The 23,528-nt window shown below is 53.0% G+C and carries 27 protein-coding genes and 1 tRNA gene; 7 read left to right on the top strand and 21 right to left on the bottom strand.

All coding sequences use genetic code 11. The annotated features are described in order from the left end of the window. Nucleotides 1-65 precede the first annotated feature (65 nt). Nucleotides 66-422 carry a GIY-YIG nuclease family protein gene (locus ACRZ95_RS20970; protein ID WP_170681008.1) on the top strand — a complete coding sequence of 119 codons (357 nt, stop codon included), beginning with the start codon at nucleotides 66-68 and terminating at the stop codon, nucleotides 420-422. 409 nt (nucleotides 423-831) lie between these two features. Here ACRZ95_RS20970 and ACRZ95_RS20965 read toward each other — a convergent pair whose 3' ends face one another. The 3 genes from ACRZ95_RS20965 to ACRZ95_RS20955 are packed head-to-tail and all read right to left on the bottom strand — an operon-like array spanning nucleotide 832 to nucleotide 1,805. Beyond that, nucleotides 832-1,032: a hypothetical protein gene (locus ACRZ95_RS20965; protein ID WP_170681009.1), complete on the bottom strand. Its 201-nt coding sequence runs from the start codon at nucleotides 1,030-1,032 to the stop codon at nucleotides 832-834. Between the two features lie 54 nt (nucleotides 1,033-1,086). Then, nucleotides 1,087-1,470: a Fic family protein gene (locus tag ACRZ95_RS20960; protein ID WP_170681010.1), complete on the bottom strand. Its 384-nt coding sequence runs from the start codon at nucleotides 1,468-1,470 to the stop codon at nucleotides 1,087-1,089. Next, the gene (locus ACRZ95_RS20955; protein ID WP_170681012.1) at nucleotides 1,470-1,805 is read right to left on the bottom strand and encodes a hypothetical protein; all 336 of its coding nucleotides are present in this window, start codon (nucleotides 1,803-1,805) and stop codon (nucleotides 1,470-1,472) included. The genes ACRZ95_RS20960 and ACRZ95_RS20955 overlap by 1 nt, the downstream gene beginning before the upstream one ends. Nucleotides 1,806-2,391: 586 nt before the next feature. Between ACRZ95_RS20955 and ACRZ95_RS20950 the strand changes: the two genes are divergently transcribed. After that, nucleotides 2,392-2,814, top strand: coding sequence for a thermonuclease family protein (locus tag ACRZ95_RS20950; RefSeq protein ID WP_480555519.1), 423 nt, complete (start codon nucleotides 2,392-2,394; stop codon nucleotides 2,812-2,814). 80 nt (nucleotides 2,815-2,894) lie between these two features. Here the strand turns inward: ACRZ95_RS20950 and ACRZ95_RS20945 are convergent, their stop codons facing one another. The 13 genes from ACRZ95_RS20945 to ACRZ95_RS20885 all read right to left on the bottom strand — a co-directional run bounded on the left by ACRZ95_RS20945 (nucleotide 2,895) and on the right by ACRZ95_RS20885 (nucleotide 13,864). Continuing rightward, nucleotides 2,895-3,326: a hypothetical protein gene (locus tag ACRZ95_RS20945; RefSeq protein WP_170681014.1), complete on the bottom strand. Its 432-nt coding sequence runs from the start codon at nucleotides 3,324-3,326 to the stop codon at nucleotides 2,895-2,897. A 151-nt stretch (nucleotides 3,327-3,477) separates the two neighbouring features. After that, complete coding sequence (locus ACRZ95_RS20940) at nucleotides 3,478-4,428, bottom strand: hypothetical protein (RefSeq protein ID WP_170681016.1); 951 nt, start codon at nucleotides 4,426-4,428, stop codon at nucleotides 3,478-3,480. A 6-nt stretch (nucleotides 4,429-4,434) separates the two neighbouring features. Next, nucleotides 4,435-6,099, bottom strand: coding sequence for a terminase TerL endonuclease subunit (locus tag ACRZ95_RS20935; RefSeq protein ID WP_170681018.1), 1,665 nt, complete (start codon nucleotides 6,097-6,099; stop codon nucleotides 4,435-4,437). A gap of 4 nt (nucleotides 6,100-6,103) precedes the next feature. Further along, nucleotides 6,104-6,349, bottom strand: a complete 246-nt coding sequence (locus tag ACRZ95_RS20930; protein WP_170681020.1) for a hypothetical protein — start codon at nucleotides 6,347-6,349, stop codon at nucleotides 6,104-6,106. Next, nucleotides 6,349-6,768 (bottom strand): P27 family phage terminase small subunit, encoded by a 420-nt coding sequence (locus ACRZ95_RS20925; protein WP_170681022.1) that lies wholly within the window; start codon nucleotides 6,766-6,768, stop codon nucleotides 6,349-6,351. The genes ACRZ95_RS20930 and ACRZ95_RS20925 overlap by 1 nt, the downstream gene beginning before the upstream one ends. 719 nt (nucleotides 6,769-7,487) lie before the next feature. Next, a complete protein-coding gene (locus tag ACRZ95_RS20920) occupies nucleotides 7,488-9,575 on the bottom strand; it encodes an AAA family ATPase (protein WP_170681025.1) in 2,088 nt (695 codons plus the stop codon). A 361-nt stretch (nucleotides 9,576-9,936) separates the two neighbouring features. Next, nucleotides 9,937-10,227, bottom strand: coding sequence for a hypothetical protein (locus ACRZ95_RS20915; protein WP_170681027.1), 291 nt, complete (start codon nucleotides 10,225-10,227; stop codon nucleotides 9,937-9,939). Next, nucleotides 10,227-10,427: a helix-turn-helix domain-containing protein gene (locus ACRZ95_RS20910; protein ID WP_170681029.1), complete on the bottom strand. Its 201-nt coding sequence runs from the start codon at nucleotides 10,425-10,427 to the stop codon at nucleotides 10,227-10,229. The genes ACRZ95_RS20915 and ACRZ95_RS20910 overlap by 1 nt, the downstream gene beginning before the upstream one ends. Nucleotides 10,428-10,532: 105 nt before the next feature. After that, nucleotides 10,533-11,222 carry a hypothetical protein gene (locus tag ACRZ95_RS20905; RefSeq protein WP_170681031.1) on the bottom strand — a complete coding sequence of 230 codons (690 nt, stop codon included), beginning with the start codon at nucleotides 11,220-11,222 and terminating at the stop codon, nucleotides 10,533-10,535. Then, a complete protein-coding gene (locus tag ACRZ95_RS20900; protein WP_170681033.1) occupies nucleotides 11,219-11,647 on the bottom strand; it encodes a hypothetical protein in 429 nt (142 codons plus the stop codon). Before ACRZ95_RS20900 ends, ACRZ95_RS20905 begins: the two co-directional genes overlap by 4 nt. Before the next feature lie 144 nt (nucleotides 11,648-11,791). After that, on the bottom strand, nucleotides 11,792-12,256 hold the full coding sequence (locus ACRZ95_RS20895; protein ID WP_170681035.1) for a hypothetical protein: 465 nt from the start codon (nucleotides 12,254-12,256) through the stop codon (nucleotides 11,792-11,794). Further along, nucleotides 12,249-12,725, bottom strand: coding sequence for a hypothetical protein (locus ACRZ95_RS20890; RefSeq protein WP_170681037.1), 477 nt, complete (start codon nucleotides 12,723-12,725; stop codon nucleotides 12,249-12,251). Before ACRZ95_RS20890 ends, ACRZ95_RS20895 begins: the two co-directional genes overlap by 8 nt. After that, the gene (locus ACRZ95_RS20885; protein WP_170681039.1) at nucleotides 12,722-13,864 is read right to left on the bottom strand and encodes an integrase arm-type DNA-binding domain-containing protein; all 1,143 of its coding nucleotides are present in this window, start codon (nucleotides 13,862-13,864) and stop codon (nucleotides 12,722-12,724) included. The genes ACRZ95_RS20890 and ACRZ95_RS20885 overlap by 4 nt, the downstream gene beginning before the upstream one ends. A gap of 136 nt (nucleotides 13,865-14,000) precedes the next feature. On the opposite strand from ACRZ95_RS20885, the gene ACRZ95_RS20880 reads away from it, so the two are divergent. After that, nucleotides 14,001-14,069, top strand: a tRNA-Arg gene (locus ACRZ95_RS20880). Beyond that, a complete protein-coding gene (locus ACRZ95_RS20875; RefSeq protein ID WP_480555531.1) occupies nucleotides 14,031-14,750 on the top strand; it encodes an SOS response-associated peptidase in 720 nt (239 codons plus the stop codon). Before ACRZ95_RS20880 ends, ACRZ95_RS20875 begins: the two co-directional genes overlap by 39 nt. Nucleotides 14,751-15,099: 349 nt before the next feature. On the opposite strand, the gene ACRZ95_RS20870 is transcribed toward ACRZ95_RS20875, so the two are convergent. The 5 genes from ACRZ95_RS20870 to ACRZ95_RS20850 all read right to left on the bottom strand — a co-directional run bounded on the left by ACRZ95_RS20870 (nucleotide 15,100) and on the right by ACRZ95_RS20850 (nucleotide 20,336). Beyond that, on the bottom strand, nucleotides 15,100-16,407 hold the full coding sequence (locus ACRZ95_RS20870; RefSeq protein WP_480555516.1) for an amidohydrolase family protein: 1,308 nt from the start codon (nucleotides 16,405-16,407) through the stop codon (nucleotides 15,100-15,102). 235 nt (nucleotides 16,408-16,642) lie between these two features. After that, complete coding sequence (locus ACRZ95_RS20865; RefSeq protein ID WP_170554133.1) at nucleotides 16,643-17,128, bottom strand: DUF3124 domain-containing protein; 486 nt, start codon at nucleotides 17,126-17,128, stop codon at nucleotides 16,643-16,645. A gap of 531 nt (nucleotides 17,129-17,659) precedes the next feature. Beyond that, nucleotides 17,660-18,397: a hypothetical protein gene (locus tag ACRZ95_RS20860; RefSeq protein ID WP_170681043.1), complete on the bottom strand. Its 738-nt coding sequence runs from the start codon at nucleotides 18,395-18,397 to the stop codon at nucleotides 17,660-17,662. A 95-nt stretch (nucleotides 18,398-18,492) separates the two neighbouring features. Continuing rightward, a complete protein-coding gene (locus tag ACRZ95_RS20855) occupies nucleotides 18,493-20,166 on the bottom strand; it encodes a sulfatase-like hydrolase/transferase (RefSeq protein ID WP_170386664.1) in 1,674 nt (557 codons plus the stop codon). Nucleotides 20,167-20,180: 14 nt separating this feature from the next. Beyond that, the gene (locus ACRZ95_RS20850) at nucleotides 20,181-20,336 is read right to left on the bottom strand and encodes a hypothetical protein (protein ID WP_170380012.1); all 156 of its coding nucleotides are present in this window, start codon (nucleotides 20,334-20,336) and stop codon (nucleotides 20,181-20,183) included. A gap of 106 nt (nucleotides 20,337-20,442) precedes the next feature. Between ACRZ95_RS20850 and ACRZ95_RS20845 the strand changes: the two genes are divergently transcribed. The 3 genes from ACRZ95_RS20845 to ACRZ95_RS20835 all read left to right on the top strand — a co-directional run bounded on the left by ACRZ95_RS20845 (nucleotide 20,443) and on the right by ACRZ95_RS20835 (nucleotide 23,440). After that, nucleotides 20,443-21,399, top strand: a complete 957-nt coding sequence (locus ACRZ95_RS20845) for a helix-turn-helix domain-containing protein (protein WP_170465794.1) — start codon at nucleotides 20,443-20,445, stop codon at nucleotides 21,397-21,399. A gap of 248 nt (nucleotides 21,400-21,647) precedes the next feature. Continuing rightward, nucleotides 21,648-22,163 carry a GNAT family N-acetyltransferase gene (locus ACRZ95_RS20840; protein WP_170637382.1) on the top strand — a complete coding sequence of 172 codons (516 nt, stop codon included), beginning with the start codon at nucleotides 21,648-21,650 and terminating at the stop codon, nucleotides 22,161-22,163. 332 nt (nucleotides 22,164-22,495) lie between these two features. Next, nucleotides 22,496-23,440, top strand: coding sequence for an MBL fold metallo-hydrolase (locus ACRZ95_RS20835; protein WP_170681044.1), 945 nt, complete (start codon nucleotides 22,496-22,498; stop codon nucleotides 23,438-23,440). Nucleotides 23,441-23,528: the final 88 nt, after the last annotated feature.

The following is a 23,528-nucleotide window of genomic DNA, read 5'->3' as shown; positions in this document are numbered from 1 at the left end:
TGGGCTTGCAAAAACTTCGCCGTAAGTCAAAGTAAAATATAAGAAATGCTATTGGAGTAATGAATGTGCCGCGAAAAAGCAAAGAAGAGCGTGCGTTAGGCAGGCTTACCGATACTTACTGGGTCTATTCAATCAGTGATCCAAGAACTGAAAATATCTTCTACGTCGGTCAAACAAACGACCGAAGACGCCGATTTAGTGGTCACACACAAGAACGAAGCAAAACAGAGAAAGACCGATATATTACCGCGATGATGGCCGCCGATGTCTGGCCGGTGTTCACGATTTTGGAACGTGTTACGGGTCTCAAAAAAGCTGTTGAGCGAGAGGGATACCACATTGCTCAAATTAGTGATCAAGGCCACCAGCTACTGAACTGTGAGGGCGAAATGAACTATTCGAACAAGCACTACAGCGCTTGATCACCGACTAAACCCATAAGACCGTCTTTTACCGACCGAACCAGAGTTAAAAGGTCCGGTCGGCCACTGGTGACAGAAAACTCGTTACCCCCTCATACCCCCAAAATCCGCATTGTTCGGAAGGAAACCAGTTGAACAACGCGGGTTGCAGTTAGGGGTACTTAAATTACGACAGGGATCACGGGGCGGATCAAAGTTCCCCGCGTCACCTTAATCTGGGATGATAGGCAACGCGGGGATTTAGTCTGACCATGGGACTGCCCAGACTAAATGGGGCATGTGTGTTACGGGTCGCTACACTGGTTGGATCAAAAGCCGGTACACCGCCTCAGTGCAGCGGGTGTCATTTCTCTAGACGACCAGGCATCAAAGCCCGTATCCATCACGTGGTCGATTACCCTAGGTATTGCTAGGCCGATGGTTGCTCTGGTGCGTCACCCAATGCGAGCAACAACAAGATGGCCAGCAAGGGCGATCCGACAAGACCAATCAGAAACCAGATCAAACCGGATCGGTTCCGCCTTCCAGCCATCGTGATCGGCAGGATGTACAGCCAGACAACTAAAACCAGCAGGACGATCAAAAACAGTACACTTACGATCCCATCCATGTCAGTTATCAATCCTCATCAATTTGCATTTGATCCTGTCCAATTGGTCGCTGGTCAATCGATCACTATGTGAAACCAGAACGCAGCCGCTTCCTGTGACATGCTGCCCTCAACCAACCGCACGACAATCGTATCCATGAAGTCGATTGAAACTGGTGATAGGTCGTACCCAGACAAACGGATCATGGTTACGGTGATGTGCGCTGCTACGCGTTTGTTTCCATCGTGAAACCCGTGTGCCTTGGCCAAACCGTGTAGTAACGCCGCAGCCTTTTCGTGCAGGGTTGGGTACATCCTTTCCCCGCCGAACGAAGCGTAAGGTCGGGCTATTGCGCTTTGAATGCTGTGTTCACTTTTGATAAACGGTTTAGCATCTGGCACACGCATAAAGTCGCAATAGACCAGCAGAACGTCTTCGTAGGTTATTTCATAGATCATTACTTGTCGGCCAGCCGGTCCAGCACGTCTTTCATGTCTTTGGTGGTGCGTTTGATTGTTGCCTTAACCTCTTCACGTGACGGTTTTTTTGTCACGCGTTCAGGCTTGGTTTTCTGATCGTTGGTCATGTGGCTAGGATGTTCAGTTGCGCGCCGGATCGTCAACTGTTTCATCGCTTTGGTCGGAAGATTACCCAAAGGATCAAGCCGACAATGGCTGCTGTAAGGATCAACTGGAACATTGGTTCGTTCATCGGTCATCTCATCGTGGGTGGCAGCAGTTCGGGCGCATCCGGCACGTTTGCCGCTTTGTTCAACCTGGTTGATCTGGTACATGGCGGTCTGCTCCAACGCCTATTGTGCGCGTTGGCTTAGTCAGGTTTTTCATTGTCCTTGGACTTCGCGATTTCCTCGAGCGCGTCGGCAATGCGTTTTTGCTCGTTTGCTTTGCGTTTGCTTCCCCGAATAATCAACCAAATAGGAAGTACGAATACCAATAGTAAGATCAAAAGACCTGGTAGGCCGACGTTGGTCAACATAACTTAGAATTCCTTTTGTGGGTGAAGTTCGCGATCGAGATGCATGTGGTATCAAGCGCCTAAATTGGCTTGCGAATTTTCGCCAAAATGTTGGGGAATAGTCTTTTTTTGTCGTTTGAACGCAAAGACTTCGTGAGCCTTGTTTGCCATTTACCAGCTACCAGTGTGCAAATGTTCTACTAGGAGCCTTCGGAACAGCCTTGTCTCATTTTAATAACCCACTTCATATGCTGGCATTCGTAATCGGTCTCATTCTGATCATTTCGCTGATCGGCTCTGCCCGTCACTTTTTTTCTGCCCGCCGATACAAAGGCAACGTCGTTCCATTTCGTCGCAGATCGCGCCTTAATTTGCCGCGTCCAGCAACACCAAGACGGTCGGTAATGGTTTGGATGGCCGCTCTAATCGGTGTCGCGGTCTTTCTGACTAGCTTCGATCCAGACCCAACCGACCGGCGCACAGTGGAAGGTATCGCCAGAGTCCGAGACGTAGACACGATAGTCGTTCAGGGCGTTCCGGTGAGGCTAAACGGCGTAGATGGGCCGGAATTAAGTACAAGCGCCGGGATGGCTGCAAAGCAGTGGATGACGGATCATCTGCGCGGCCAGACCGTGACCTGCAAACTTAACGGTGAACGTACCTACGACCGCTGGGTGGGCGTTTGCTACGTAGATGGGGAAGACATAGGCGCGGCCTCAATCGCTGCCGGACACGCGCTGGATTGCCGCCGGTACTCAGGTGGCCGATACCGCCGTTTGGAAACGCCGGAAGCGAGGGCGAGGATTGTTCGAGCTGGGTATTGTTAGTTAAAATGCCCAGGCATATTATGCCAAAAAAATTGGCGACCACGCGTATTCGAGGCCGCCTTCACATTGTCTTTATCGGCTCAGTTGTTCCGAATTCCATCCTTCACGCCACCACGGCTAAAGGTTATCAGCATAGCGGAGACAACATTGCTGATTATCCATGCAAAGATAACTGTTCGGAAGAACAAGGCCTTGCCTGCGGATATATATTCTAGAAGGTAACCTGAAGTCCAAGCACCGATCCCGGCAACTATAAGCAATGCAATCGCCGCCCAGATACTCCGAAATGCTAATGCTCGCGCTCCAAGTTTTGACAAAAAGACAAACAGCCAGAGTAAGAGTAGGAATCCGCCAAGTGTTATTGCTTGATTTGTTTCAAAACTACTGTGGTCTATGCTGGACCCTAAATACGCCCCCAACGCAGCTCCGAATACTAAGTCAATCGCTCCTTCGCTGTTCATTTCGCTTCCAACAATCTTAGATTGTTCTTCGTCAGTCAGATTTAGTGCCACCGCACGCCTCGCCATGTAGTTGTCCGCAGCGGAATTAGTATTAGTTTCAAGCTAATACAAACAAAAAAACTGTGTCGGGAAGAAAGTCTGCATCGGATGTCGCTAACGCGGATGAAATTGGGGTCGCAATCGCGCTCCACTTGAGCGTGTTTCAGTTATTTAAGGCCGCCAGCCACCTCACATAACCAAAGCCTTGGTTCACCAACAAAATAGCCAAGTCCTCAGGAGGTCGGTGGGGTTTCTCGGTACCTTTCTCATGTCGGTAGTTATGACATGCAGAAACCCAACTGCCGAAACTCTGTGCCATTGTTGCGTTAGCGGCTTTTAGGTGATCGTCCAAACCATCTTGGTATTTTACTGCAAGGAGATTTTTGAGTGCGTTGATAGCCTTTCCATCAAACTGTCTTGTCCCGAGCAGTTGGTTACCTACGTTTTCAACAGCAAAAAATACGTTTCGTATTGCGCCAGTTCCATCCGCTGGCGATTGCATCAAACAGTCGTCAATTTTCTCTATGTATTCTCTGGCTGGTCCATACTGTTTTCCAGAGAGGCCTTTTATCGCGCTTTGCTTTTCTAAGCTGAAAGCGGTGTCGACCCTGAAATGAACTCCAAATTCTTCGTCAAGTTCATACCCTATGGGTTCTTCAGCGAAGATTTCCTGAATTGTGGCACGAAAAGACCTTAGCGCTACATGGGTTTGAGATGATGAGAATTGCTTCCCTAGAACTTTTTCTACGGCATCTGTTTGGCGTGCAAAGTACTCGTGTATGCGTGTAATGCTGTCCAGTACGTCCCTGATTTCCAGTCTAAGATAAAATTTTTTCCAATCGTGTAGCGGTGTGGTGGTAAAGACCGGGCCATCTACGCCAAGTTTTCCTTCCAAGTACCTTCCTAAATCTCTGTAACCCTTGGATTCCAATGAAATGTGATGCACAGCCATTGATAGGCGCTTCCTAAAGCGTTCGCTATCATCAACCAGTTCGTCACTTTTCAAATACACTTGTGAAAATGGCAGTCCGACGGGTCTTTCGCGTGACAATTGTATTCTCCACATTGGATTCTCTTCTGCTGCAATAAGCTGGTTTTGTTCCCAGTTGTCCATATTGGGTCATCCAATAAGTCGCCCAGCATCAAACGCACGGTGGCCATGCTCATCTATGAGGGCCGTTGCGTTGATTACGGATATGATGCCATCGATCTTGGCGTATCCTTGGCCGCTCAAACGGTTGTCACGTTTCTTGAGCCTGCGGTTTCCGTTTGCCAGTTCCTCAACCAAAAGATTTTCAACGTTTGCGAGTAAAAGGGGGCAATGACTGTGCGAGATTGCGCCATCAAGTAAACGCGCCTCTAAGCTGGCGAGGGCTGCGCCTAGTACCCACGTTTGCGGCACAGCCTCAAACCTCTTGCCCGTGGCGTCACGCAACGCCTGTGCAAAGCCCGTCTGGCCGTGCTCATCGCCGCCCACAACATCACAGCCAGCTTGGGCCACCAGATCGAACATGGCGGTCTGCATCGCCTCTGCCGTTTCATGAATGTGTAACGTCTTGTTCTTTACGGCGGCGTCGTATGTCTCTTTCAGGTTATCGGGTGCGCGGTCATAACCCGTCTGGGTGAGAAACTGATGTACCGTCAATTCTAGGCGGCGCTGGGCGGTCTTGGGGCGTCTGGCAACGCATACGGCGGCTGGGTCATCCAATCCCCCTGCATCGATACCCACGGCGGTGAAATCATACGGGCCGCTCGGTATCAGGCGCGGGCATTTGTCAAAGTGCAAGTGCAGGATGCTTTCCGCATTGGCGGCGCTGTCGTTTCGCTCAATCCCAAGACGCTGGGACAAGGTGAGGGCAAAGGACTCTTGGTCATCAGCATCAGCCGCTTGCCGTAACTCTCGTTCCAACTCGGCGGCGTCCATCGTGCCGGGTTGCTCGGCAGTGCGCAGCGAGGGCATACCGCGCCACCACTCGCTAGGGTCCAGCGGATCAAGGTCGGGTCGCTCGGTTAGCGGGAAGGTGTAGAGCAAGGGCAGAAAGTCGGGGTCTTGTATGTCGCCGCCTCGTACGGATCGCGCATAAGCAAGCTGGCGCTTAAATTCACCTTGGGGCGGTTCGATACTCATTGTTGTAATAGCGAGAACCTTGAAGTCTCGGCCCCAGTTCGCGCCGCCTTGCCGCAGCTGATTGATCGCGGCGGTTGCGTCACTCAGTTGCGCCATCTCGTGCAACTCATCCAAGATCAGTAACACAGGGCGGCGGCCCACTGCGTTACGCATAGAGCACGAGATAATTTGAATGACGATACCGCTCGTGACGTGCGTCAGGCTCTTGGACTGGGCGTTACTACGGAATTGGGGGCGCAACTCATCATCCGCCAGAATGGCCTCTAGGATGTGGTTGAACACGATCTTTGCGCCTTCAATATTCGCGGCCATGATGACAACCTGCCCTCGCGTGTTGATCCCGAGAATTGAGGACAACATGACATAGCCCAGAGCAAAGGCACCCACGCTTACAGATTTGCCGCTGCCCTTACCCAGAACCCAGAGCGACTCGCGCACTTGAAAGCTGGCCTTGAGTGCATCGCGTTGCCACGGCAGCCAGTGTTGCTCTAATCGATCCCCAGCCGCTGGGCCTTGGGTGAGCGTAAACTTTCCGCACAGCGTTACGAACCGCTCGGCTGTCACGGCGTCTCGGTCGAGTACAGGCACAAGCGACTGGGCGTCTGGTGCGTGCGCCCAATCTGGATTGGCTGGCGTTACGGGGCGGATGTAGCTCATACGGTCAGCTTCCCGCAGCACTCTTCGCAACGATTTGTGCTAAGTCGGTTTCAAACGGTTCGAAAAGTGAGACAGCAAAGAGATGGACGAAAACAGAAAGACACATCAACTTCTTGGCGCGATCCTTGAGCAACTCAGGGCGAGTGCAAGTGGAGAAAAGAACAATGCGACTTATGTTCAGGCTTCCGAGATTGTGAAAATCTGCCTGCTTGTGGTCATTGCATGGCGCGTGTGGTGAAATACTAGTCATCAGGCTTTCCAGACCGAATTACCAGGATTTTGCGGTTCGTCCTTTTTGACGGGCAACAGCTTGCCTTTACCAAGCCCGAGTTGTTCGCCCAGTTTGTTCAAGGCTCCTGAGTGCCGCACGATAATTGCAGACGCTGGGTGCTGCTTTCCGTCTGGCCCAATGGGGCCGCCATCCAAAGTCATACGCATCTGGGCGCTACGGATCGCAGCGAGGTTGATTATGTACGTCTCAACCACGCTGGCTTTCTCGGGCGTCCAAGCCTCTTGCCTGTGCAAGTGACGAATGAGGCCATCCCATTCAGCCCAGTAAGCTGGATTGAGACTTTCGGGCATGATTGGCGTCTCAAACGGCGCGGTTTCGGCTGTTTGGTTCTGAATCGCCGTAAGTTGCGATTTTTCGGACGTTGTAGGGTTAGGCATTCGCGTTACGCACCTCTCTTGTAACGGTTGAAAATCTCGGTCACTCGGTCACGAACAGGCGCTGTGTGTGATTCCTTTGCCCCGCGTTCGGTGGAGAACTCCCCGTTAGGTATTTTCCTATACCCCTCCCACGCTTGTGAGCGGTGGCCTATGCAGTTGGGCTTGGTGTTAGCATCAGCAGCGTGACGCAACTTGCTGTTGCAGGGTTTGCACACAGGTCTGAGGTTGTCGGCATCCCAGAACGTCGAGTTGTCAGGACGGTGTTCGATATGGTCGACTGAGCCAGCAGGAACAGCAAGACACACTGAACAGATTGGACCGTTGGCCAGCACTCTTGCACGCAACCGCTTCCAGCGTGCCGTACCGTACCAACGCTTACGCTGGGCCACCTCTGGCCGTTTGCTCTTACGCTCAACAGACATGGCAGCACACGTACTCACACGTTGAACACGTAAAGTTCACACGCTTTAGAACGTTCCGTTTTGGCCCACGTTGTCCCACTACGGTCCTTCTAGGGACCGTAGTGGGGCGGGACAGACGTTTGGCCCAATTTTGTCCCACAACTTTTATTCGCGTAAATCCCTGGCAACACAGGGATAAAACGGTGTTTTGTCCCACTGTCCCACACGCTTTGTCCCTGAGACAACGGGTGGGACATGTCCCAGCCCTTTTTGGGGTGTGGGACACCCTTTTCGTATAGGATTGCGGATATAGAAACGTCATGAACCTATATCCTCATCGTCTATACGTATTGCCTGCACAAAAGCGTCACCCTTGGGCGTCACCTGATAGACACCTTTACCCAGCAGCTTTAACCGCTTGTCATCAATCATCCCTTTGATACGTCTTTCGACGGTTGATTTGCTGATTGACGTACCCTCGGCAACTTTTCGATATGACGAGTCTGGATAGACTGACAGGTGGGCAAGAATGCGTAACTCAGCGACACGAGCAACGGCTTCCCTATCGACAACTTTGCCGTCGGTCGTCTCGGTCAACACAGGAACCTGCAACGGGCGGCCCTTAGCGTCAGAAACCTTGCTGTCCTTGTACAACTCCAATTCAAACGTCATGGGTTTGAAGTCTGGGCCACGGTGTTTGCCCTGCCAGTGAATGCGGATAAACATGTCGTCTTTCCACGTCGTCAGGTTGCCATCAATTTCATTTAGAAATGCGCCGCCACCACGCGGCACGAGATTTTGCCTGTCCGCTGTCTTGCCGCTCGGGTGCGTGGGAATGATGACTGTCGGGCGGCTGGGGATTTGCTGGGTGAGTGGCCGCCACTGTCGCGCGGCTTCCAACATCTGCATATTGTCGTTGTCGCTGTCGCCCTGAAAGAACGCTTGGTGCGTGTCGCCAACAATCAGACGCAAGTCATTTATGCCCGTCACATCGGCAATGATTTGCCATCCGTCCTGCTGAACATTGAATGGTCCCTCGTGCCAGTAGATTGGCAATTTGGCTGGATCGATGCCTTGAGCGTGACAGGCGGCCAGATACTGAACGCGCGTATTGTCGTGGTTCTCGCCTGCCAGAAAGTAAACGGACCCTTGCAACGTATCCTGCCCGCAAAACTGCGCACCTCGTGCAACGGCAATGGCCAGATGCAGGGCGGTTGTTGTTTTGGCGTGGCCCGTAAAGCCCGTCAGGGCCTGAATACGCCCAGTTTGAAGGACACCATCCAAGAGATAATCAAAAGGCTCGTATCCGTCTGTAAACTGCTTGGACGTGCGCTTGCCCTTATACCCGCTCACCACCTGCGGCTGCAGAACGGGCTGCAACGCTGTCCGTTGCAGGTTCGCCAGTGCCGCCTCTGCCGTCGGCATAATGGCTTTGTGAGGCTCCAAACGTCGCTCCTGCATGAGACGCGCCACCTCGGGCGGTAATGTGCCGCCATTGGCCTGCTCAACGAGGTAGTGAACACGACCGAGTGTCAGGCGGCCATCAGGCTTTAGACCCTTCCATTCCTTTGCGGTTTCTTTGGCGTCGTATTTCTCGGCTTTCTGGCTCCAAGCGTCAAAGATCGGCCACCCCTCGGCATGTCCCAAGCTGTTACACACGGCAAGTGCTACGTTTATCCAATCGTCATAGGTGAGGCCGCGCTTTTTCTTGCTGCCGTTCGGCGGCCCGTCATTGGGCAGAGCATTCAACAGGGCGGCCATAAGGGCAGGGGATACCGTTGCTTCAATTTCAGACGTGGCAACATCACCCCCGGCAGCTATAGGGCCGCGACGGGCAAGGATAGCATCACGCAGGGCTGGTGCTGGGGCTGGCTGGACATTGTAGCCTTGCAGCGGTTTGAACGTCAGGACGGCGGCGCGGCCCCCATCGGCAAAGAACCCGCAATCGTTCGCTTCCTTGCTGCTGTGTTGCTCATCGCCCTGCATTCTCTGCATCGCAACGCGCACGCCCGTGCCAGATACGCTGGCCTCGGCATAGGTAAGCGTCTGGTTCAATATCTCGGTTGCCCAAGGCAACACAGCACCTGTTACGGGGTCGCGGCAATTGTCCAGATCGGCAAGAGCGAGAACCGAGTCGGGCCGTGACAGATAGCCAGTCTCAAAACCTATGATCTTGTCGCCATTGATCGACGTTAGGTTTTCGGGCCGTGGCAAACCAAGGTGTAGCTGCACCTCGGCGTGGGTAAACCGCGCGGCGTCATCTTTCCTGTATGGATACCGCACGCCGTTGGGCATCGTCGGGTATTTGCCCGTTTTGCCTGTCTCGGGGTTCGCCTCGGTAACGGCAAATATCAGCCAGTTCCGCTCGGCAAAGGCGCGTTGCCAAATGTCGTTTCGGTTGCTCATGTGCTGCACATTCATGCCGCCACCTCATCCGCCATCAGACGCGCACACAGCATCACGGCGGCGGCACGCACCTGTTCCTCGGTCGCGTGCATTTCGGTCATTACATGGCCACTGGGGCGCAAATAGGAAGTACTTGGAATTTTCTCCAATGCCTCTGCTGAGGCTTTCCAAGAGACTTTGGGTATTGCTTCCCAAATCCTCACACGGATGAGGCCGCAATATCCCTCGTTCGGTTTGTCGTGCGTCCATTGAATTCGCATCTGGGGATTTCCTTGTCGGAAAACGCCCAGTCCGTTATCGTAATCGCGTTTCAATTGATCACGAAAACTGACTAAGCGGGGCGGCTGCGGTGGCCGCCTCGTTACGTTTGGGCGAGTAGGACTCGGACTTCTTTCGCCAGTTCGGCCATTTTATCCGCACCACGCAGGAAACTGTTCAGGTGAATGTCATCAGACAAAAGCCAAAGGTCCGTGCGGCAATCGTCGCCATGTTCTGCGTTGAGTACCGCGCCCTTTGCCTCAATCAGAGCCTTGGCGCGGGCTATCCCAGCGGGCAGGGATAGAAGGTGCTGTTGCAGGCTATCATCAGCGGCGCACATTTCCTCGCAACCGCCAGCCAGCATGACATCAAGATAGGTTTGTATATCGAACATCAGGCGGCCTCATCATCATCAGATAGCCACGCTTCAACGTCAGAGCGTCTGTAACGAATGTAACGGCCCGTTTGCGTCCAGCGGGGGCCGCGCTTTTGCGCACGCCATCTGGCAAGCGTCTCGTGCGCTATGCCCAGTATCTTGGCGGTTTCCTTGGCGGTCAGTAGCTGCTCGGATATGGCAGCCTGTGCGTGTCGCATCGTGTCACCTCACAATTCGTGATTCTCGGTGACAATCCATAGTGGGCAGATTTGAGCGTCTGTCACTACAGCAAAGGGGGGCAGACAATGCTTGCCCCCCGCCAGCTACCCTGCGCTGTCGCGTTTCAGGTACGAACGAAGCCCAGAGTTTTTGTCCATCGCGTCGGCCAAAAACTCGCCCTCATCCTCATAACTGTAAATCTCGGCCAGCCGTTCCAATTGCTCGGGCGTGGCTGTCTTGAGCCTCGCAACCAAACTCTTGCCGCTCGGCTTGTCGAGACCGAACACGGCCCAGGCGGCGGCCTTGCGGGCTTTCGTGTTGGCGGCCTTGCGCGTGTTGCCGCTCTGCTGGCCCTTAACCTGCAACTCGGCTATCGCGGCCCGTGCCTTGGCGCTGCGCAACTCGGCGGCCTCTGGGCTTGTGCTGAGACTTCCCAGCCATTTGTGCGCCGCAAGTTCCACGGCTCCAAGCTGGGCGTCAAAGTCGCCCTCATCGGCCCAGTATCGAAACGTTGCGCTGGCCTCGTAACACTGCAGATAGAAGGCGAGGGCAGGGGCCGTAACACCTTGTGCAACGGCGTATCGTAATTCTTGCCTGTCATCCGGGTTGAGACCAAGAGCAAGGATGTCCGAGGCAGCCTCTCGGGCCAGAGCCTCAAGCACCGCCACCACATCAACCGCCAGTTCATCCGCTACTGGGTAATCCTCGCCACGCTGGGCCGCATACCACGCGCGGTCAAACTCAGGCACCAGAGGGCGCAAGCTGTCTATGGCTGCCGTTATGTCGTCGATCATATACGGCCTACTGTGCTAGACAACGTAATGCTCAATGACCCGAGAATTTCAATTATTATTTCAAGGGCTTCACCTTCCGCTTTTGCAGCAATTCTCGCGCCTTCGTCTGCGTTTGATTCAAACAGCCGCTCTGCATCTTGAGAGCGATGGTAAACCACGCTCCAAAGTCCATGTATCGAATCTAGAAAGTCGTGGATTTCTGTTCCGGTTTGGAGCCGTAACGCTTTCTGCCCCCACAACGCCACGTCCATTGCTGGTCCATAAGAATAAGTCCCGCGATTTAACATCTGATCCTTGCGTTCCTTAAGTTGACGCAGAACGGATTCAATTTCATCCAGACCTTCCTCCAATCGGCCTTCTTTAAACATTTCTTTGAGGTCGAACGTTTTAACAATTATTGGACCATAAAATTCGGGGTCTATCACGTTGCCAACTCCTGTATGTGGTGCTGCCAGCCGCGCAAAACCTCGGCGGCTTCCTCTGCATAGTCGTGCTGCATGTAAGCCTTGTCCAATGCCGTGCGTTGCACCTCGTGCGCAGGCTGTCTATGGCTTCGTTCACTTGGTAAATCATAGCGGCCCGTCACAGGATTGAATGCGGTACAGCAACGTTGTTATGTGGCCCGTCTGATCTACTGCCGCAAACGTTAAGAAATTGCCCCAAACATCTAGCTGGTAACTCCTTGCAAGTTCGTCTGCCGACCACCAATCGCCGTGTCTCGAATGGCAAATATTGTCATGCGGCCCAGTGCAGGAAAAAATTCCGTCCCACTCATCGGAATAGCCCAGTATCCAATTGGAGAGTGACAGTTTTGTCGTAATTTTACCTTCGTCGAACGTAACAGTTTCTGTCTGTGGTCGTTCATCCATTGGGTTGTAGAGATTAGTCGTCGCAATGTTGTCGCGAACCAACCAAACCGTGCAAGTTGTTTGAGCATTTGCTGCTTCTGCTAGCGTGAGCAGAAAAACCGCAATTGTAAAAAAGGCTAGTTTTTTCCACCCAGCCTCCGAATGTGTCGTTACATAGTCAATCATACTTAAGCCTCGCGGTCTCGTCATCCTCGGACTCTTGGGGATAAAAGTAGAGGGAAATTCCACCACCTAACCTGTCCTTTAACGCTCTTAGCTGGCCTATGCCTTCGAAACTCTGTCGAACGATTTCAAAATCATCACCACGACTTTTGTCCGATGAATCATCGCCCATATTTTCATGCGCGACTTCAAAAAGCCTGTTGCTCTCTATCGAAAGCAAAGCGGACAATTGTTGTCGTTCGTCGAAAGAGAGAAAATAGCGCTTCGTTGTTTTTTCCAAAAACTCAAGTTCCGGCTTTGGCTCGAAGCCTATTTTTTCAACTAACCGAGCATATCTTGCGATAGTTGTTGCGTCGTACTCTTCGACATCCTCAGAATTAATACTCTCGACTTGTTTCCTCAGAATATCGTCTAGCATTCTCTGTTCGGGATAGGTGATTTGCACCCACCAAGTATCCTTTAAATTACTCACGCGACCAACTCCTGCACATGATTTTGCCAACCGCGCAGAACCTCGGCGGCCTCATCGGAATAATCGTGCTGCATGTAAGCCTTGTCCAATGCCGTGCGTTGCACCTCGTGCGCCAGTGCCGCCTCGCTGGCCTCGAAACCGTAACCACTGGCGGCGGCCCAAGTGCGCATTGCTCGGCGCACGTCGTGCGGTTTTAGCGTGACATCAACACCAGCCGCTTTGCGCCATGTGGGCAGCGCCTGCTTTAGCCGTGTCGTGCCTTGCCCGAATACCGCGCCCTCTTGAGCGAGAACGGGCCGTATCTGGTCGTATGCCCAAGGCGTAAGGGGCGTCCAAAACTCGCGCTTGCCTTTCATAACCTCGGCAGGCCAGACGATACCGTCTTGTCGAATCCAATCGCGCTGCAATTGTTGCAAGGCTCCTGTGCGAATACAGGTCATCAGAGCGAGGCGGCCCGCAATTGCCGTAAGAGGCGTCAAAGTCTCGGCGGCGTCCCAGAGTGCCTTAATCTCATCCTCAGCCATAACTCGGGTGCGTGGCTTAGGCGTGGGTGCGGCTCTGCTGGCTTTTGGTAAAGTTACCTCCGTCAGCCCTCGGCTATCCGCCCAAGTCAGAAAGCTGTTGAGGGTGCGGAAAGTCAACGCGCCACTGGATGCACTGCGGTCTGTCGCGCGGTCCACAATCCGCATCAGGTCGGCGCGTGTTACGTCACCTATTCTAACGTCGGCGGCGTCAGAATTGAGAACGTCGCGGCGCATCGCTCCAACGTAGCCGTCGCGGGTGCTGGCACTCCAATTGTGCTTGGGGCTGTCGAGCCATTGCGAGACAAGCTGGCCCAAGGTGTCGCCGTGTTTGGCCTTGGCTGTTGCTGTCTCGGCCTGCTGGCTGGGGTCGGCTCCTGTGCGTATCTCTAGCCGCATCTGGGCTGCCCTCTTGCGGGCCGCATCAACCGTCAACTCGCCCAGCTTGCCAATTGTGAGGCGCTTATACTTCCCAGTTCCGCGCACCTGATAATTAAGGAATAGCGTTACATCCCCATTGTTGGCTTTGCGTGCGCCAAAGCCCTTAACCTCAGTATCCCAGATCAGTTTCCCCGCCTGCGCCTCGGCCAGATTGCGGGCGCTAAGTTTGATTGCCATTTTACCAGGTGCCTACACTTCGTGTCAGTCATATGTCAGTCTATGTACGTTATCAGGCGTCAGTGTCAATCATCGTGCGTCATCATCAATTATATAAAAACGACTATATTCAATAGTTTATATAGTAGATTCAAGTATGTGCATGTCGGATATGCATTGACTACGAATCAAGGGGTCGGGGGTTCGAATCCTCCTCGGTCCGCCACTGGTTTACTGTAACCTCTATTCGAATACGACCCCGGCAGATGCGATGCGGCAGCTATTCGACGTCGCTTTAGAAAAAGACAGGCTCGGAAACGCGGAACCACTTCCAGCAATCTACCCAAAGCACATGGCGCCCATCGTCAGGAAAGACGAAGACGGGGCGCGTGAACTCGTGTCTTTGTCATGGGGGTTTCGAACGACCAAGAAATCAAAAAAGACTGGTGCCATCCTGCAACCTCATGCCTGGAACAATGCGCGGGACGACAAGGTCCTGAAGAGCGGGCTGTGGAAGAACAGCTTCGAAGAGCGCCGTTGTCTCGTACCTGCAAGTTCGTTCTGCGAGGCGCAAGGGCGCAATCCAGCCACATACCACTGGTTCGCGCTCAAGGGCTCCGGGGTTCGCCCACCATTTGCGTTTGCCGGGATGTGGCAAGTATCGCGATACGAAGGCAAAGAAGGGCGAGAAGAGGTTCCAGCGTACACAGTGATAACCACCTCAGCGAATGAAATTGTGCGTCCGATACATCCGCAGAGAATGCCAGTCATACTCCGTCCTAGTGACTATGAGGTCTGGTTGGATGGCAGCGCAGCGCGGGCGTTTGAACTGCTAGAGCCCTATCCCTCAGATGAGATGGATATCGTCAGATCAGGCGTAGGAGAAAAGTCTGACACTAGTCTTTGAACGGCACGGTGCTGGAGAGAGTCCCCGTCAACGAATGTCCGCTTACGATCTCGCCTTGGACATCCGACGATTATTGTCAGATGTCTGCATCGAGCCCAAAGCGGTCACCTTATCTTTCGAGCTTACGGCGGATTGGTTGACCTGAGTCAGCGTCTATTTTGAGTTCACCATCACCAACAACTAACGTGCCGTTTACGAGAACGGCTTGCACCCCAACAGCGGGTTGGTTTGCGTTTTCGTATGTGGCTAGATCTGATACGGTCGTAGGGTCAAAGGCGACAATGTCGGCATCCATTCCTACTTGCAGCCGCCCCTTCTTCCTCATTTGTGGAACGAATTCCTCGAGCGTTTAAGCTGGCATGAAGGACATCTTGCGAATTGCCTCCTCGAGCGACAGCAAACCCCGTTCACGCACATATGACCGAAGGATTTTGGTAAACGCTCCAGCAGACCTTGGGTGACTGAAAACGTTGTCGGGAAGTGGCCAATCACTCCCTTCATAGTTCAGAACAGCCCCGCTTTCGTCGAAGTAGGACCAGAACACCGCATCCGAGGCAATCATTACTGCTGGGTGGGTAACGGATGCATCCAATAGCGCGAGCGCATCAGGATCGTTCTCGTCCAGAAAATGCCACGTAACAAAGGTGCCAGGCTCGTTGTTCTGGTAATCGGTGAGCTCCTCTTCTGTCATGCGATCTGAGCCCAGTTGAAAGTTCTGTGCCGTAGAGCTCATGCGTTCTCGCCATCCGTCTCCTGAGAACATCGCGGCTCCTACAACGGTGTTCGCGGCACCGTAAGGATAGGCCTCTACCGTGACGTTAATGCCTTGAGCCTGCGCACGTTCTACCAAATCAAGGGTGGCGTGGATGTCTTCCAATGAAGAACTGTTGATATGACAGATATGCATGTGTGCGCCTGTAAGCGCGGCGTTCGCAATCAATTCTTTTATTGCCTCAAAAGACCCCTGCGGTTCCAAATTCGATGCGTACCGCACGTGCGTATACGTGGCCACGCCATAGTCAGCGGCCATATTTGCCAAAGCAAAGTATTCTTTTTGTCCGTATCCAGGCGCGTATCCTGCATTAACGCCTATTCCCAATGCCCCCTCTTTCAATCCTTGCTCTACTAAGTCCAACAACTCCGCCATACGAAGCGGATCAGCGATTTGTGTCTTCCAATCGTCGAACCTCTGCGCATCTTGAAAATAGGATAGTTCGGCAACAGGCCCTTCACCTGTGAACGCAGCTATTCGGCCAAAGGTCCAAGCGGCAGACGCCCCATAGTTCAGTGGCGTCTGCTGCCGTTCCATTTCAGCATACCAATCTGCAATAGGGAGGATACCGGACTCCAACTCCAAAACAGTTGTTACGCCTTGCATCGCCTGCATACGCATGTCGCCCAAGTTCATGCCGTGTGCATGCAAATCGATGAACCCTGGCGCTACAACAAGATCAGTTGCATCGATCTCCAACGAACCTTCCATGGCGAACTCGGAGATTGCGGATATCTCGCCGCCGTTGATCCCGAGATTTCGGATGGCGTCCAATCCTGTCTCAGGATCGATGACCCGCCCGTTCGTTATGACTATATCGTAATCCTGCGCCGAGCAGGTCGTGGCAATGGCCACAAAAATTGCAGAAACGAATGTGCGGTACATGACCTGATCCTCCCTGTCCCCAGCGTAAGGCGATGAAGGAACAGATCAATTTAATATTTTGCCTAAGTCTGCTTTGTCTGCTTTCCGCCCTGAGTAGCCCTCTGAGCAAATGCACCAATGTCAGCCTGAAACCCAAAGCTAGATCCAGCCGCAGTGGCAGAGAGCTGGTCACTGGTGCTTAAGCACTAACTTGACGGTCAAGTTGGCTATGTCGAAGCAAGAGTGATGATGGGAGCTACGGTTTTTGTGACAACACCTGACCTCGACTTGTAAACGAGATCCCTTGAGTGCCGCTTCCACCGACCATGATTGCTTCAACGATGGGGGGTAGTACCGGTATTTCTGCCGACCAAGTAACTATGAAGTTCGCACCAATCCCGTCGCCGACACTACCAATAGGTACAAGCGCATTCATCGACCCAAATGGCATCAGTTGAACGGGCTCATTTATGAGAGTTTCCAGAAGCTGCCCCGCTCTGTCGTAATATTCGACGCGCTCAACTTTGATCTCTGATTGCAGACTAATGTTGTGCACAACGAGGGTAGACGAGAGCGGTTCGCTGCGCCCCTCCTGCGTAAAAACTCGCGAATAGGAAGGAACATAGATGACTTGAGATGTTACACTCTCCGAAACTTGTGCGAATGAAAGGCTTGGTAAGGTCGTCAACGCAACCAAAACCATTGAGAATGACCAGAAAGATCTGCTGGAGAAAAACTTCATGTATGCGCATGCTCCGTTTCTTCTGTCGTTAAAATGAGCATACGGATGACAAGATTCGGCGCAAGAATATGTCCGCTTTGTCCGCGTAGCGGTCATTCGCAGCAACTGTGCGAACGTCTGCACTGAGCCCATTTTGACCGATGCTGCGCGATGTCCTAATGACAGCAATGCGCAGAAAGCGGACTTTGCAAAATCTTGGGTACAGATCGTATTAGAAGTCTATTTTCTCAGAACTCTGGGCCTAAGCATCGATGGCTGGGGATTAGAAGCGCGAACGACGGATTCAGGTTCAAGGTTCAAATCCAACTCAGCGGATCGCCCAGAGACTGTTGATCTTCCCCGAGTTTAGAGCGGAGTGAACAGATAGAATGATGCGGCGTGACGCCAATTTGTTTCCTACCGACCCGGAGCGGGCAGGGATTGGCTCAAGGCAGTTCCAAGAAGGGTCAAGATAAACGCAGAAAACAAATCGCTGAACAGAGTTCTGGACTGTGACATAGATGATCTTCGCCGAGGTTGGGTGTGGGTGAACTAGTAGTTGAAACGCAAACCTAAGCCGGCACCTTTATCGTAGGGGCGGTCGGAACCTATACCGATGAGGAAATCAGCATAAATTGCGATGCCAGGACTGAGGTTCTTGCCAATCTGGAACTCAGCGGTCGCTGGCCAAGCATCGTTCTCCCAGTCATATGGTGCTTTGATATCAGCCTTGGCCCAGTACCCATCGCCAAACGGTTGTAGCGCAATCAACCGCATCGCGGTTTGGTTTATGTCCGTCGGGCCATTGTATGAAGCAAAATGCTGGAGCAGTGGGATCAGCGTCAGCCCTGATTTTGTGTTTGCAAAGGCGAACCCGCCAAAAGGCGCAATTTGATCGGACCCGGTTCCGATCCCTTTTCCCGGGTCGCCAAAGTCCAGTATCCACTCCAGACCAATGGCCGACTTGATGGCCCACGTTTCGTTGAGCGGTCTCTGAGAAGGGAAATAGATCGCTTTGAGGCTCAATTTCTCAAAGTCAGTGAACCGAGTTCCAGTCACATCCGTTGAGTTGTAGTGCAACTCATATTTCAGTTTCAGATCAGGCCGCAGCATGTATGCGCCATCTATAAAGGCGTCCTGCTTGTCAGCACCGTTGCCCAAATCAAAATACTGATACCGGATGTCCGTGTTGTTGACTGCGGCCAAAGGGTTTGAAGCGTTTTCATCGGCGATTGCTGGGGCCGCAACAATGCCAGTCGCCAATGCAAGGACAAGCGCTTGGATTTTCATATTGTTTCCAGAATTTTTGTTGTGGATGCCAAGCCCCACATCAAGCATATCATTATCTGATGCGGGGCTTGCATGACTCTTATCAGCTTCACCTTTTAGTCGGGCTGAATGTCCCGCTTGGCGACAAAGGCATCCACCGCTGCGACGGTTTCAGGACGAAGGTTCACGATACCTTCATAGGGACGTCCAGTCGCGGCCGGTTGATCGGGGTACATTTCCTTGAATTTCAGGTGGCGGGCAATAATGCGGTTAAACTCGTGTCCAGCCCATGCTCCGATCTCGGTCGATACGCTCTGTTCTTCGCGGGGGTCGCGGAACAGGTTGTAGAACTTGGCCACGATAGCATTTTCACCTTTGGCCGGAACTTTGAGTTTGATGTGTTCCTTTACCACCTCTTTCAGCGAATTGATCGAGTAGATCAGTACATGATCCCTGCGCCCATGCGTATCGCCAATAAACATCAGGGACGTCTGATCGACACCGTCAATGATCCGGTCGCGGGGGATGGCATCCATCGCTCCGCCGATACGCGCAATTGACGTGAACAAATCAGAGATATGAATAATGTCAGATACAATCGAGTCTCCCTCGATCAAGCCGGGCAGGCGGGCAAACGCGTCCACCCGAACGCCTCCTTCAGACGTATCGGCCTTGCCGCCGCGGAAGACCAGCGGCGAAAACCCACTGCCGGGGGCATATTTGGTGAAGTGACCGTTGTCGCCCATCAAAACGATTAGGGTATTGTCCCTGAGCCCCAGCGCATCGACTTCGTTCAGAATGACCCCGATCCATTCATCCAGCTCTTCCATGCTTTCAACGAATGTACCGCCGTTGGGTGTCGTGAACGCCTCTCTCGTCGTGCGCGTTGTCGACAGAGGGACAAGCGGCCAGTATTGCAGGAAGAACGGTTCATCCCGTTCTGCTAGCAGGCGCAACTGTTCCATCGCCTGTGCCTGATAGCGGATATTCATTTCATTGTATTTGTCCTGGGTCCATTTCTCACCCGGTTCCATATGGACTTCGCGAACCTCCCCGCCAATAACAGCTTCAAGGCCGGTAATCATGTGTCCCGGATCAGGGCGAAACCAATCATCCAGCGTGTATTTGGAATTGTAGTTGTCTTCCCCTATGGCCATGGTGATTTCTTCCTTGGCTGCATCTTCGTTGAAGATGGCCAACTGGCCCTGCTGATGGATGGGGAACGCGGCGTAGTCAAAGCCCTGATAAGTAGGCCAGGATTCCTGAATGTCGCCCATGTGCCATTTGCCAACATGCGAGGTGTTGTAGCCTACGGATTTCAGAACTTCGGCAATTGTGACTTCTTCATCGGCAAGGCCAAAACCTGAAATGTCGACGGCCGTATCGCCCATCCCATTGCGATACGGCTGGCGACCCGTCATGAAGGCGACCCGCGACGGTGTACAGGACGGCTCGGTATACATGCGCGCAAACCGCATGCTTTCCTCTGCGAGCGCGTTGATATTGGGCGTCGAATACCCGCGTATCGCGTTCATCTCGGGCATACCCATGTCGCCAAAACCCATATCGTCAATAAGGATGTAGAAGATGTTTGGAGGGTTCCCTCCGTTTTTCTCACGAAAATCGGCCAGCAGTTGGTCAACCTGTGCGTCGTTCTCGACCCAAACGGCTTCGTTTTGCTGCTTCAGCACATAGTATTCCGCATCATGCACGATATTGCTGTCCTGAGCTGCCGCCGTGATAGCGGAGCCGGCAAAGACCAGCGCGGAGAGGAACAGTTTTGATTTCATGAGATACCCCTGTTTCATGATTTACTTGTTTTCAGACCTTCAAGGATCAGATGATGGCAAAAGGTTGAAAGGGAGAGTTCGCTGTCTTCAGCCTGTGAGCGCAACAACTCTTTTTCGCTTTTGGTTAGCAGCGTTACGACGCGTTCGGTGCGCGCAGTATCGTCAGGCAACGATGGGCGTCCGAACCTCTTCCCTCTCGATTTGTCTGCTTTGTCTTGCAATTGTCCAAGCCTACATATTCGAATAACATTTCATGAAAACTACCTGCGGGGCGGAATGGACGACATCAAAAAACGATCAGCCCCCAAAAAAACCTGCGCCCCAAACACACTTTTTTTGCAGGACCCTTCGCAATTCCGCGAGCTGTCCCAATGGGATGTCGAGCTACGCCAAATCGAAGAGGGAACTATGAACTCTTCGGTATCCGTTTGGGCAGGTCTTGACCTTCAAATGATTGATTTGTCGTTTGATAAGGCTGTGTACCAAACCGGTGTTTCTCGCCCTGACATTCTAGCGTTTGGCTTACCAGACAAAGGGAGTGTACGGACTTGGCTTAACGGCTCACCCTCAGACACCGCTCTGATGAATTTTGGTAGCGGAGACCCTTTTGAAGGCGTGAGCAATTCAACGCTCACAGGCCTGACCTTTGGCATCGACATCCGAAGGGCTCAACGGATCGCCAACGATTGCGGTCTTGATATCAGCACCGTGCGAAATGACGCTATAAGATCTTTCGTTAGCGACGCTGGCAAGCTTCATTCCTTAGTCAAAAACAAAGCGCGCTTTCTAATTGGATCAGCGGCCGGACCAAGCTCTGATAGTGAAGAGAGTGATATGATCTTAGAGCTTCTGGAAATGCTGGTGGTAGGCGAAAAATGGAGTGATCGGCGAAACAGTAAAAATAGAACCCGTTTAGCACAACAAGCCGTTGAGTTCATGCGGGCCCATTTGATGGATAACGTGTCAATCGGTGAAGTATGTGCAGATATTCAGGTATCCGCATGCACTCTTCGTCGCGCGTTTCAGGAAACATATGGGGTGAGCCCCAAGCAGTTTTATCTAAGAGCCCGTCTCGGTGCTGTGCGCCATGAACTGGTATCCTGCTCGCCAGAGGAGAGTATATCGGACATCGCAAACGCTTACGGATTTTGGCACATGGGTCAGTTCGCGCGAGACTACAGAGCACTCTTTGGACAACTGCCGACACAAACGTTGTCAGGCAAAATGAACTGAAACAGAGCTTGGCAGTACGCGGCCTAACTTGTCCGCAACACTAGAATTGCAAAGTCGGATTTTGAAGGTCCGCTTAGGGCTGAGACCAGTCATCAGAAAGCGATGAGTCTACGGCAACTTTGTCCGCAGAGCGGTCTTTCGCTGCAACTTGCTTGAACTTCTACTTTGCGGACGAAACGGACATTCGACTTTTCACCGTGATCCGGTATCTTCACGACATCTTCAGTTCAAATGCTGGTACCTGACACATGGATCCGTTCCTCACTGAAAGGCTTTCGGTTCACAGTTGGCAATCGACATTGGGAGACCGGGAAGCGCGCCGAGGGCTGGAGATTGCTTTGTCTGCGATATTGTCACGCCGTGTGCTTGAGCATCTTCCATCACCTCTGCACCTGAGCGGAGATGACGACATTGCTTCTTGGGTGGACGAACGCGCTGAGGAAAGCGACGTTTTTCGTGTCAACTGGAGGCACAGCTCCGAATTAGTCGGACTGTTGATTTTGGCGTCCGACCCCAGTGACTCGCAAGCGCCAGAACTTCATATTGGCTATTTGCTCGGTGAAGCAACTTGGGGTCAGGGGGTCGCAACAGAACTCGTCCAAGGTTTGGTGTCAGCGGCAGAAAAGGACGGCCCGGTGAGGCTGCTGGGAGGTGTCAGCATTGAAAACCCGGCAAGCGCTCGGGTGCTTGAAAAGGCAGGTTTCGAATTATCACCTGACCTTTCAACAACGAATTCGCACATGTACTCCAAGAAAGTCGGTTGAAGCGCATTCGACACGTCCGGCCTGGATTTAAGGCAGACCTTTAGGCAAGCGCAGCATTTTCGTTTGAGGACTAGAGCGCTCTCTTGAGGACGGCCCAAAGCGGTCGTTCGCCAGAACACTTGGGCGTTGCAGCGCAGCCAGTGATACCGGACCTTTGTCGATTGCGCGGCAATCAATGGATTTCCTTTGCAGAGCTCGCCTAGACCGAGCGGCGATTGGCCGATCACTGAATTTTCAACGGGCGCCGCATTCAACCTTAGTGTCACGCCGTCCCCATTACTGCTAGGGTAGCAACAGTGAGGGGTAGTCTCGAGAAATTTGGGAGAACAATCATGGACAGACGCGTATTCTTGGCCGGAACAGGCATCACTTCGGGCCTCGCTGCATTGGGGTGGAACGTCGCGCCCCTCGGAGCGGAGGGCCTCGTAGCGGCGCGGCGCTACCAGGTGGGCTCGGCGACGGTGCACGTGCTGTCCGATGGGTTCATTTCGATCGGACCTGAAATGCTCTCCGGTGTAACACCGGAAGAGTTCGCGACCTTGCTCGACAATGCGCACATAGCCACCGACGCGCATCCGAGCGCGGTCAATGCGTTTTTGGTCGAAATTGGTGATAGAAAAATATTGGTCGACGCGGGGACCGGCGAAATCTTCGGACCGACCCTTGGCAAGTTGCCCTCCGTGATGAACGCCCTCGGCTTTGATCCGGCCGCTATTGACACGGTGGTCTTCACCCATCTGCACGGCGATCACATCGGCGGCACGGTTTCGCCAGCTGGTAATCCTTATTTGAACGCGACACTCCGGGTAGCGAGCGCTGACATCGATTTCTGGACCAGCGAGGAGATTCAGGCGCAGGCTCCCGATGCCTTCAAAGCTGCGTTTGACCTTGCACGCTCCGCCCTCGATGGTTTTGGCGAACGGATTGAGCCTTTTGGCGCTGAAGAAACCGCAATCGCTCCTGGGCTCTCGACTATGGCGCTGCCCGGCCACACCGTCGGCCATACGGGCCTGATGCTCGAAAGTGACGGCGATGTCCTGCTTATTGCGGCCGACATTGTTCATGTTCCAGCGGTGCAACTCGCTATGCCCGCCGTGACCATTGGCTTTGACACTGATCAGGATTTGGCACGTGAAACCCGCGTCAAGACTATGGATATGGTTGCTGCGGATCGCATAATGATGGGCGGGTCGCACATCTCTCTTCCCGGTCTGGGATATCTGGAAACAGCCGCTGACGGATACCGATGGACGGCGGCGCGCCATCAGTACGGTTAGGGTCAGGACCCATTGATTTCCGCTTTGCTGCGTGATTCACGGTTCGAAAATCGAGCGGTGACCATGTCTGATCTTTTCTGGCTGACGG

The organism is Ruegeria sp. AI3 (assembly GCF_056541245.1).
The sequence above is the reverse complement of the archived record's forward strand: the minus strand, read 5'-3'. Positions and strand labels throughout refer to the sequence as shown.

Bases quoted from the DNA above. Each gene is read 5' to 3' on its own strand.
- ACRZ95_RS20965 (WP_170681009.1), bottom strand. From the start codon at position 1,032: ATGGATGGGATCGTAAGTGTACTGTTTTTGATCGTCCTGCTGGTTTTA.
- ACRZ95_RS20960 (WP_170681010.1), bottom strand. From the start codon at position 1,470: ATGATCTATGAAATAACCTACGAAGACGTTCTGCTGGTCTATTGCGAC.
- ACRZ95_RS20955 (WP_170681012.1), bottom strand. From the start codon at position 1,805: ATGTACCAGATCAACCAGGTTGAACAAAGCGGCAAACGTGCCGGATGC.
- ACRZ95_RS20950 (WP_480555519.1), top strand. From the start codon at position 2,392: ATGGTTTGGATGGCCGCTCTAATCGGTGTCGCGGTCTTTCTGACTAGC.
- ACRZ95_RS20940 (WP_170681016.1), bottom strand. From the start codon at position 4,428: ATGGACAACTGGGAACAAAACCAGCTTATTGCAGCAGAAGAGAATCCA.
- ACRZ95_RS20935 (WP_170681018.1), bottom strand. From the start codon at position 6,099: ATGAGCTACATCCGCCCCGTAACGCCAGCCAATCCAGATTGGGCGCAC.
- ACRZ95_RS20930 (WP_170681020.1), bottom strand. From the start codon at position 6,349: ATGACTAGTATTTCACCACACGCGCCATGCAATGACCACAAGCAGGCA.
- ACRZ95_RS20925 (WP_170681022.1), bottom strand. From the start codon at position 6,768: ATGCCTAACCCTACAACGTCCGAAAAATCGCAACTTACGGCGATTCAG.
- ACRZ95_RS20920 (WP_170681025.1), bottom strand. From the start codon at position 9,575: ATGAGCAACCGAAACGACATTTGGCAACGCGCCTTTGCCGAGCGGAAC.
- ACRZ95_RS20915 (WP_170681027.1), bottom strand. From the start codon at position 10,227: ATGTTCGATATACAAACCTATCTTGATGTCATGCTGGCTGGCGGTTGC.
- ACRZ95_RS20910 (WP_170681029.1), bottom strand. From the start codon at position 10,427: ATGCGACACGCACAGGCTGCCATATCCGAGCAGCTACTGACCGCCAAG.
- ACRZ95_RS20905 (WP_170681031.1), bottom strand. From the start codon at position 11,222: ATGATCGACGACATAACGGCAGCCATAGACAGCTTGCGCCCTCTGGTG.
- ACRZ95_RS20895 (WP_170681035.1), bottom strand. From the start codon at position 12,256: ATGATTGACTATGTAACGACACATTCGGAGGCTGGGTGGAAAAAACTA.
- ACRZ95_RS20885 (WP_170681039.1), bottom strand. From the start codon at position 13,864: ATGGCAATCAAACTTAGCGCCCGCAATCTGGCCGAGGCGCAGGCGGGG.
- ACRZ95_RS20870 (WP_480555516.1), bottom strand. From the start codon at position 16,407: ATGTACCGCACATTCGTTTCTGCAATTTTTGTGGCCATTGCCACGACC.
- ACRZ95_RS20865 (WP_170554133.1), bottom strand. From the start codon at position 17,128: ATGAAGTTTTTCTCCAGCAGATCTTTCTGGTCATTCTCAATGGTTTTG.
- ACRZ95_RS20860 (WP_170681043.1), bottom strand. From the start codon at position 18,397: ATGAAAATCCAAGCGCTTGTCCTTGCATTGGCGACTGGCATTGTTGCG.
- ACRZ95_RS20855 (WP_170386664.1), bottom strand. From the start codon at position 20,166: ATGAAATCAAAACTGTTCCTCTCCGCGCTGGTCTTTGCCGGCTCCGCT.
- ACRZ95_RS20845 (WP_170465794.1), top strand. From the start codon at position 20,443: ATGGACGACATCAAAAAACGATCAGCCCCCAAAAAAACCTGCGCCCCA.
- ACRZ95_RS20840 (WP_170637382.1), top strand. From the start codon at position 21,648: ATGGATCCGTTCCTCACTGAAAGGCTTTCGGTTCACAGTTGGCAATCG.
- ACRZ95_RS20835 (WP_170681044.1), top strand. From the start codon at position 22,496: ATGGACAGACGCGTATTCTTGGCCGGAACAGGCATCACTTCGGGCCTC.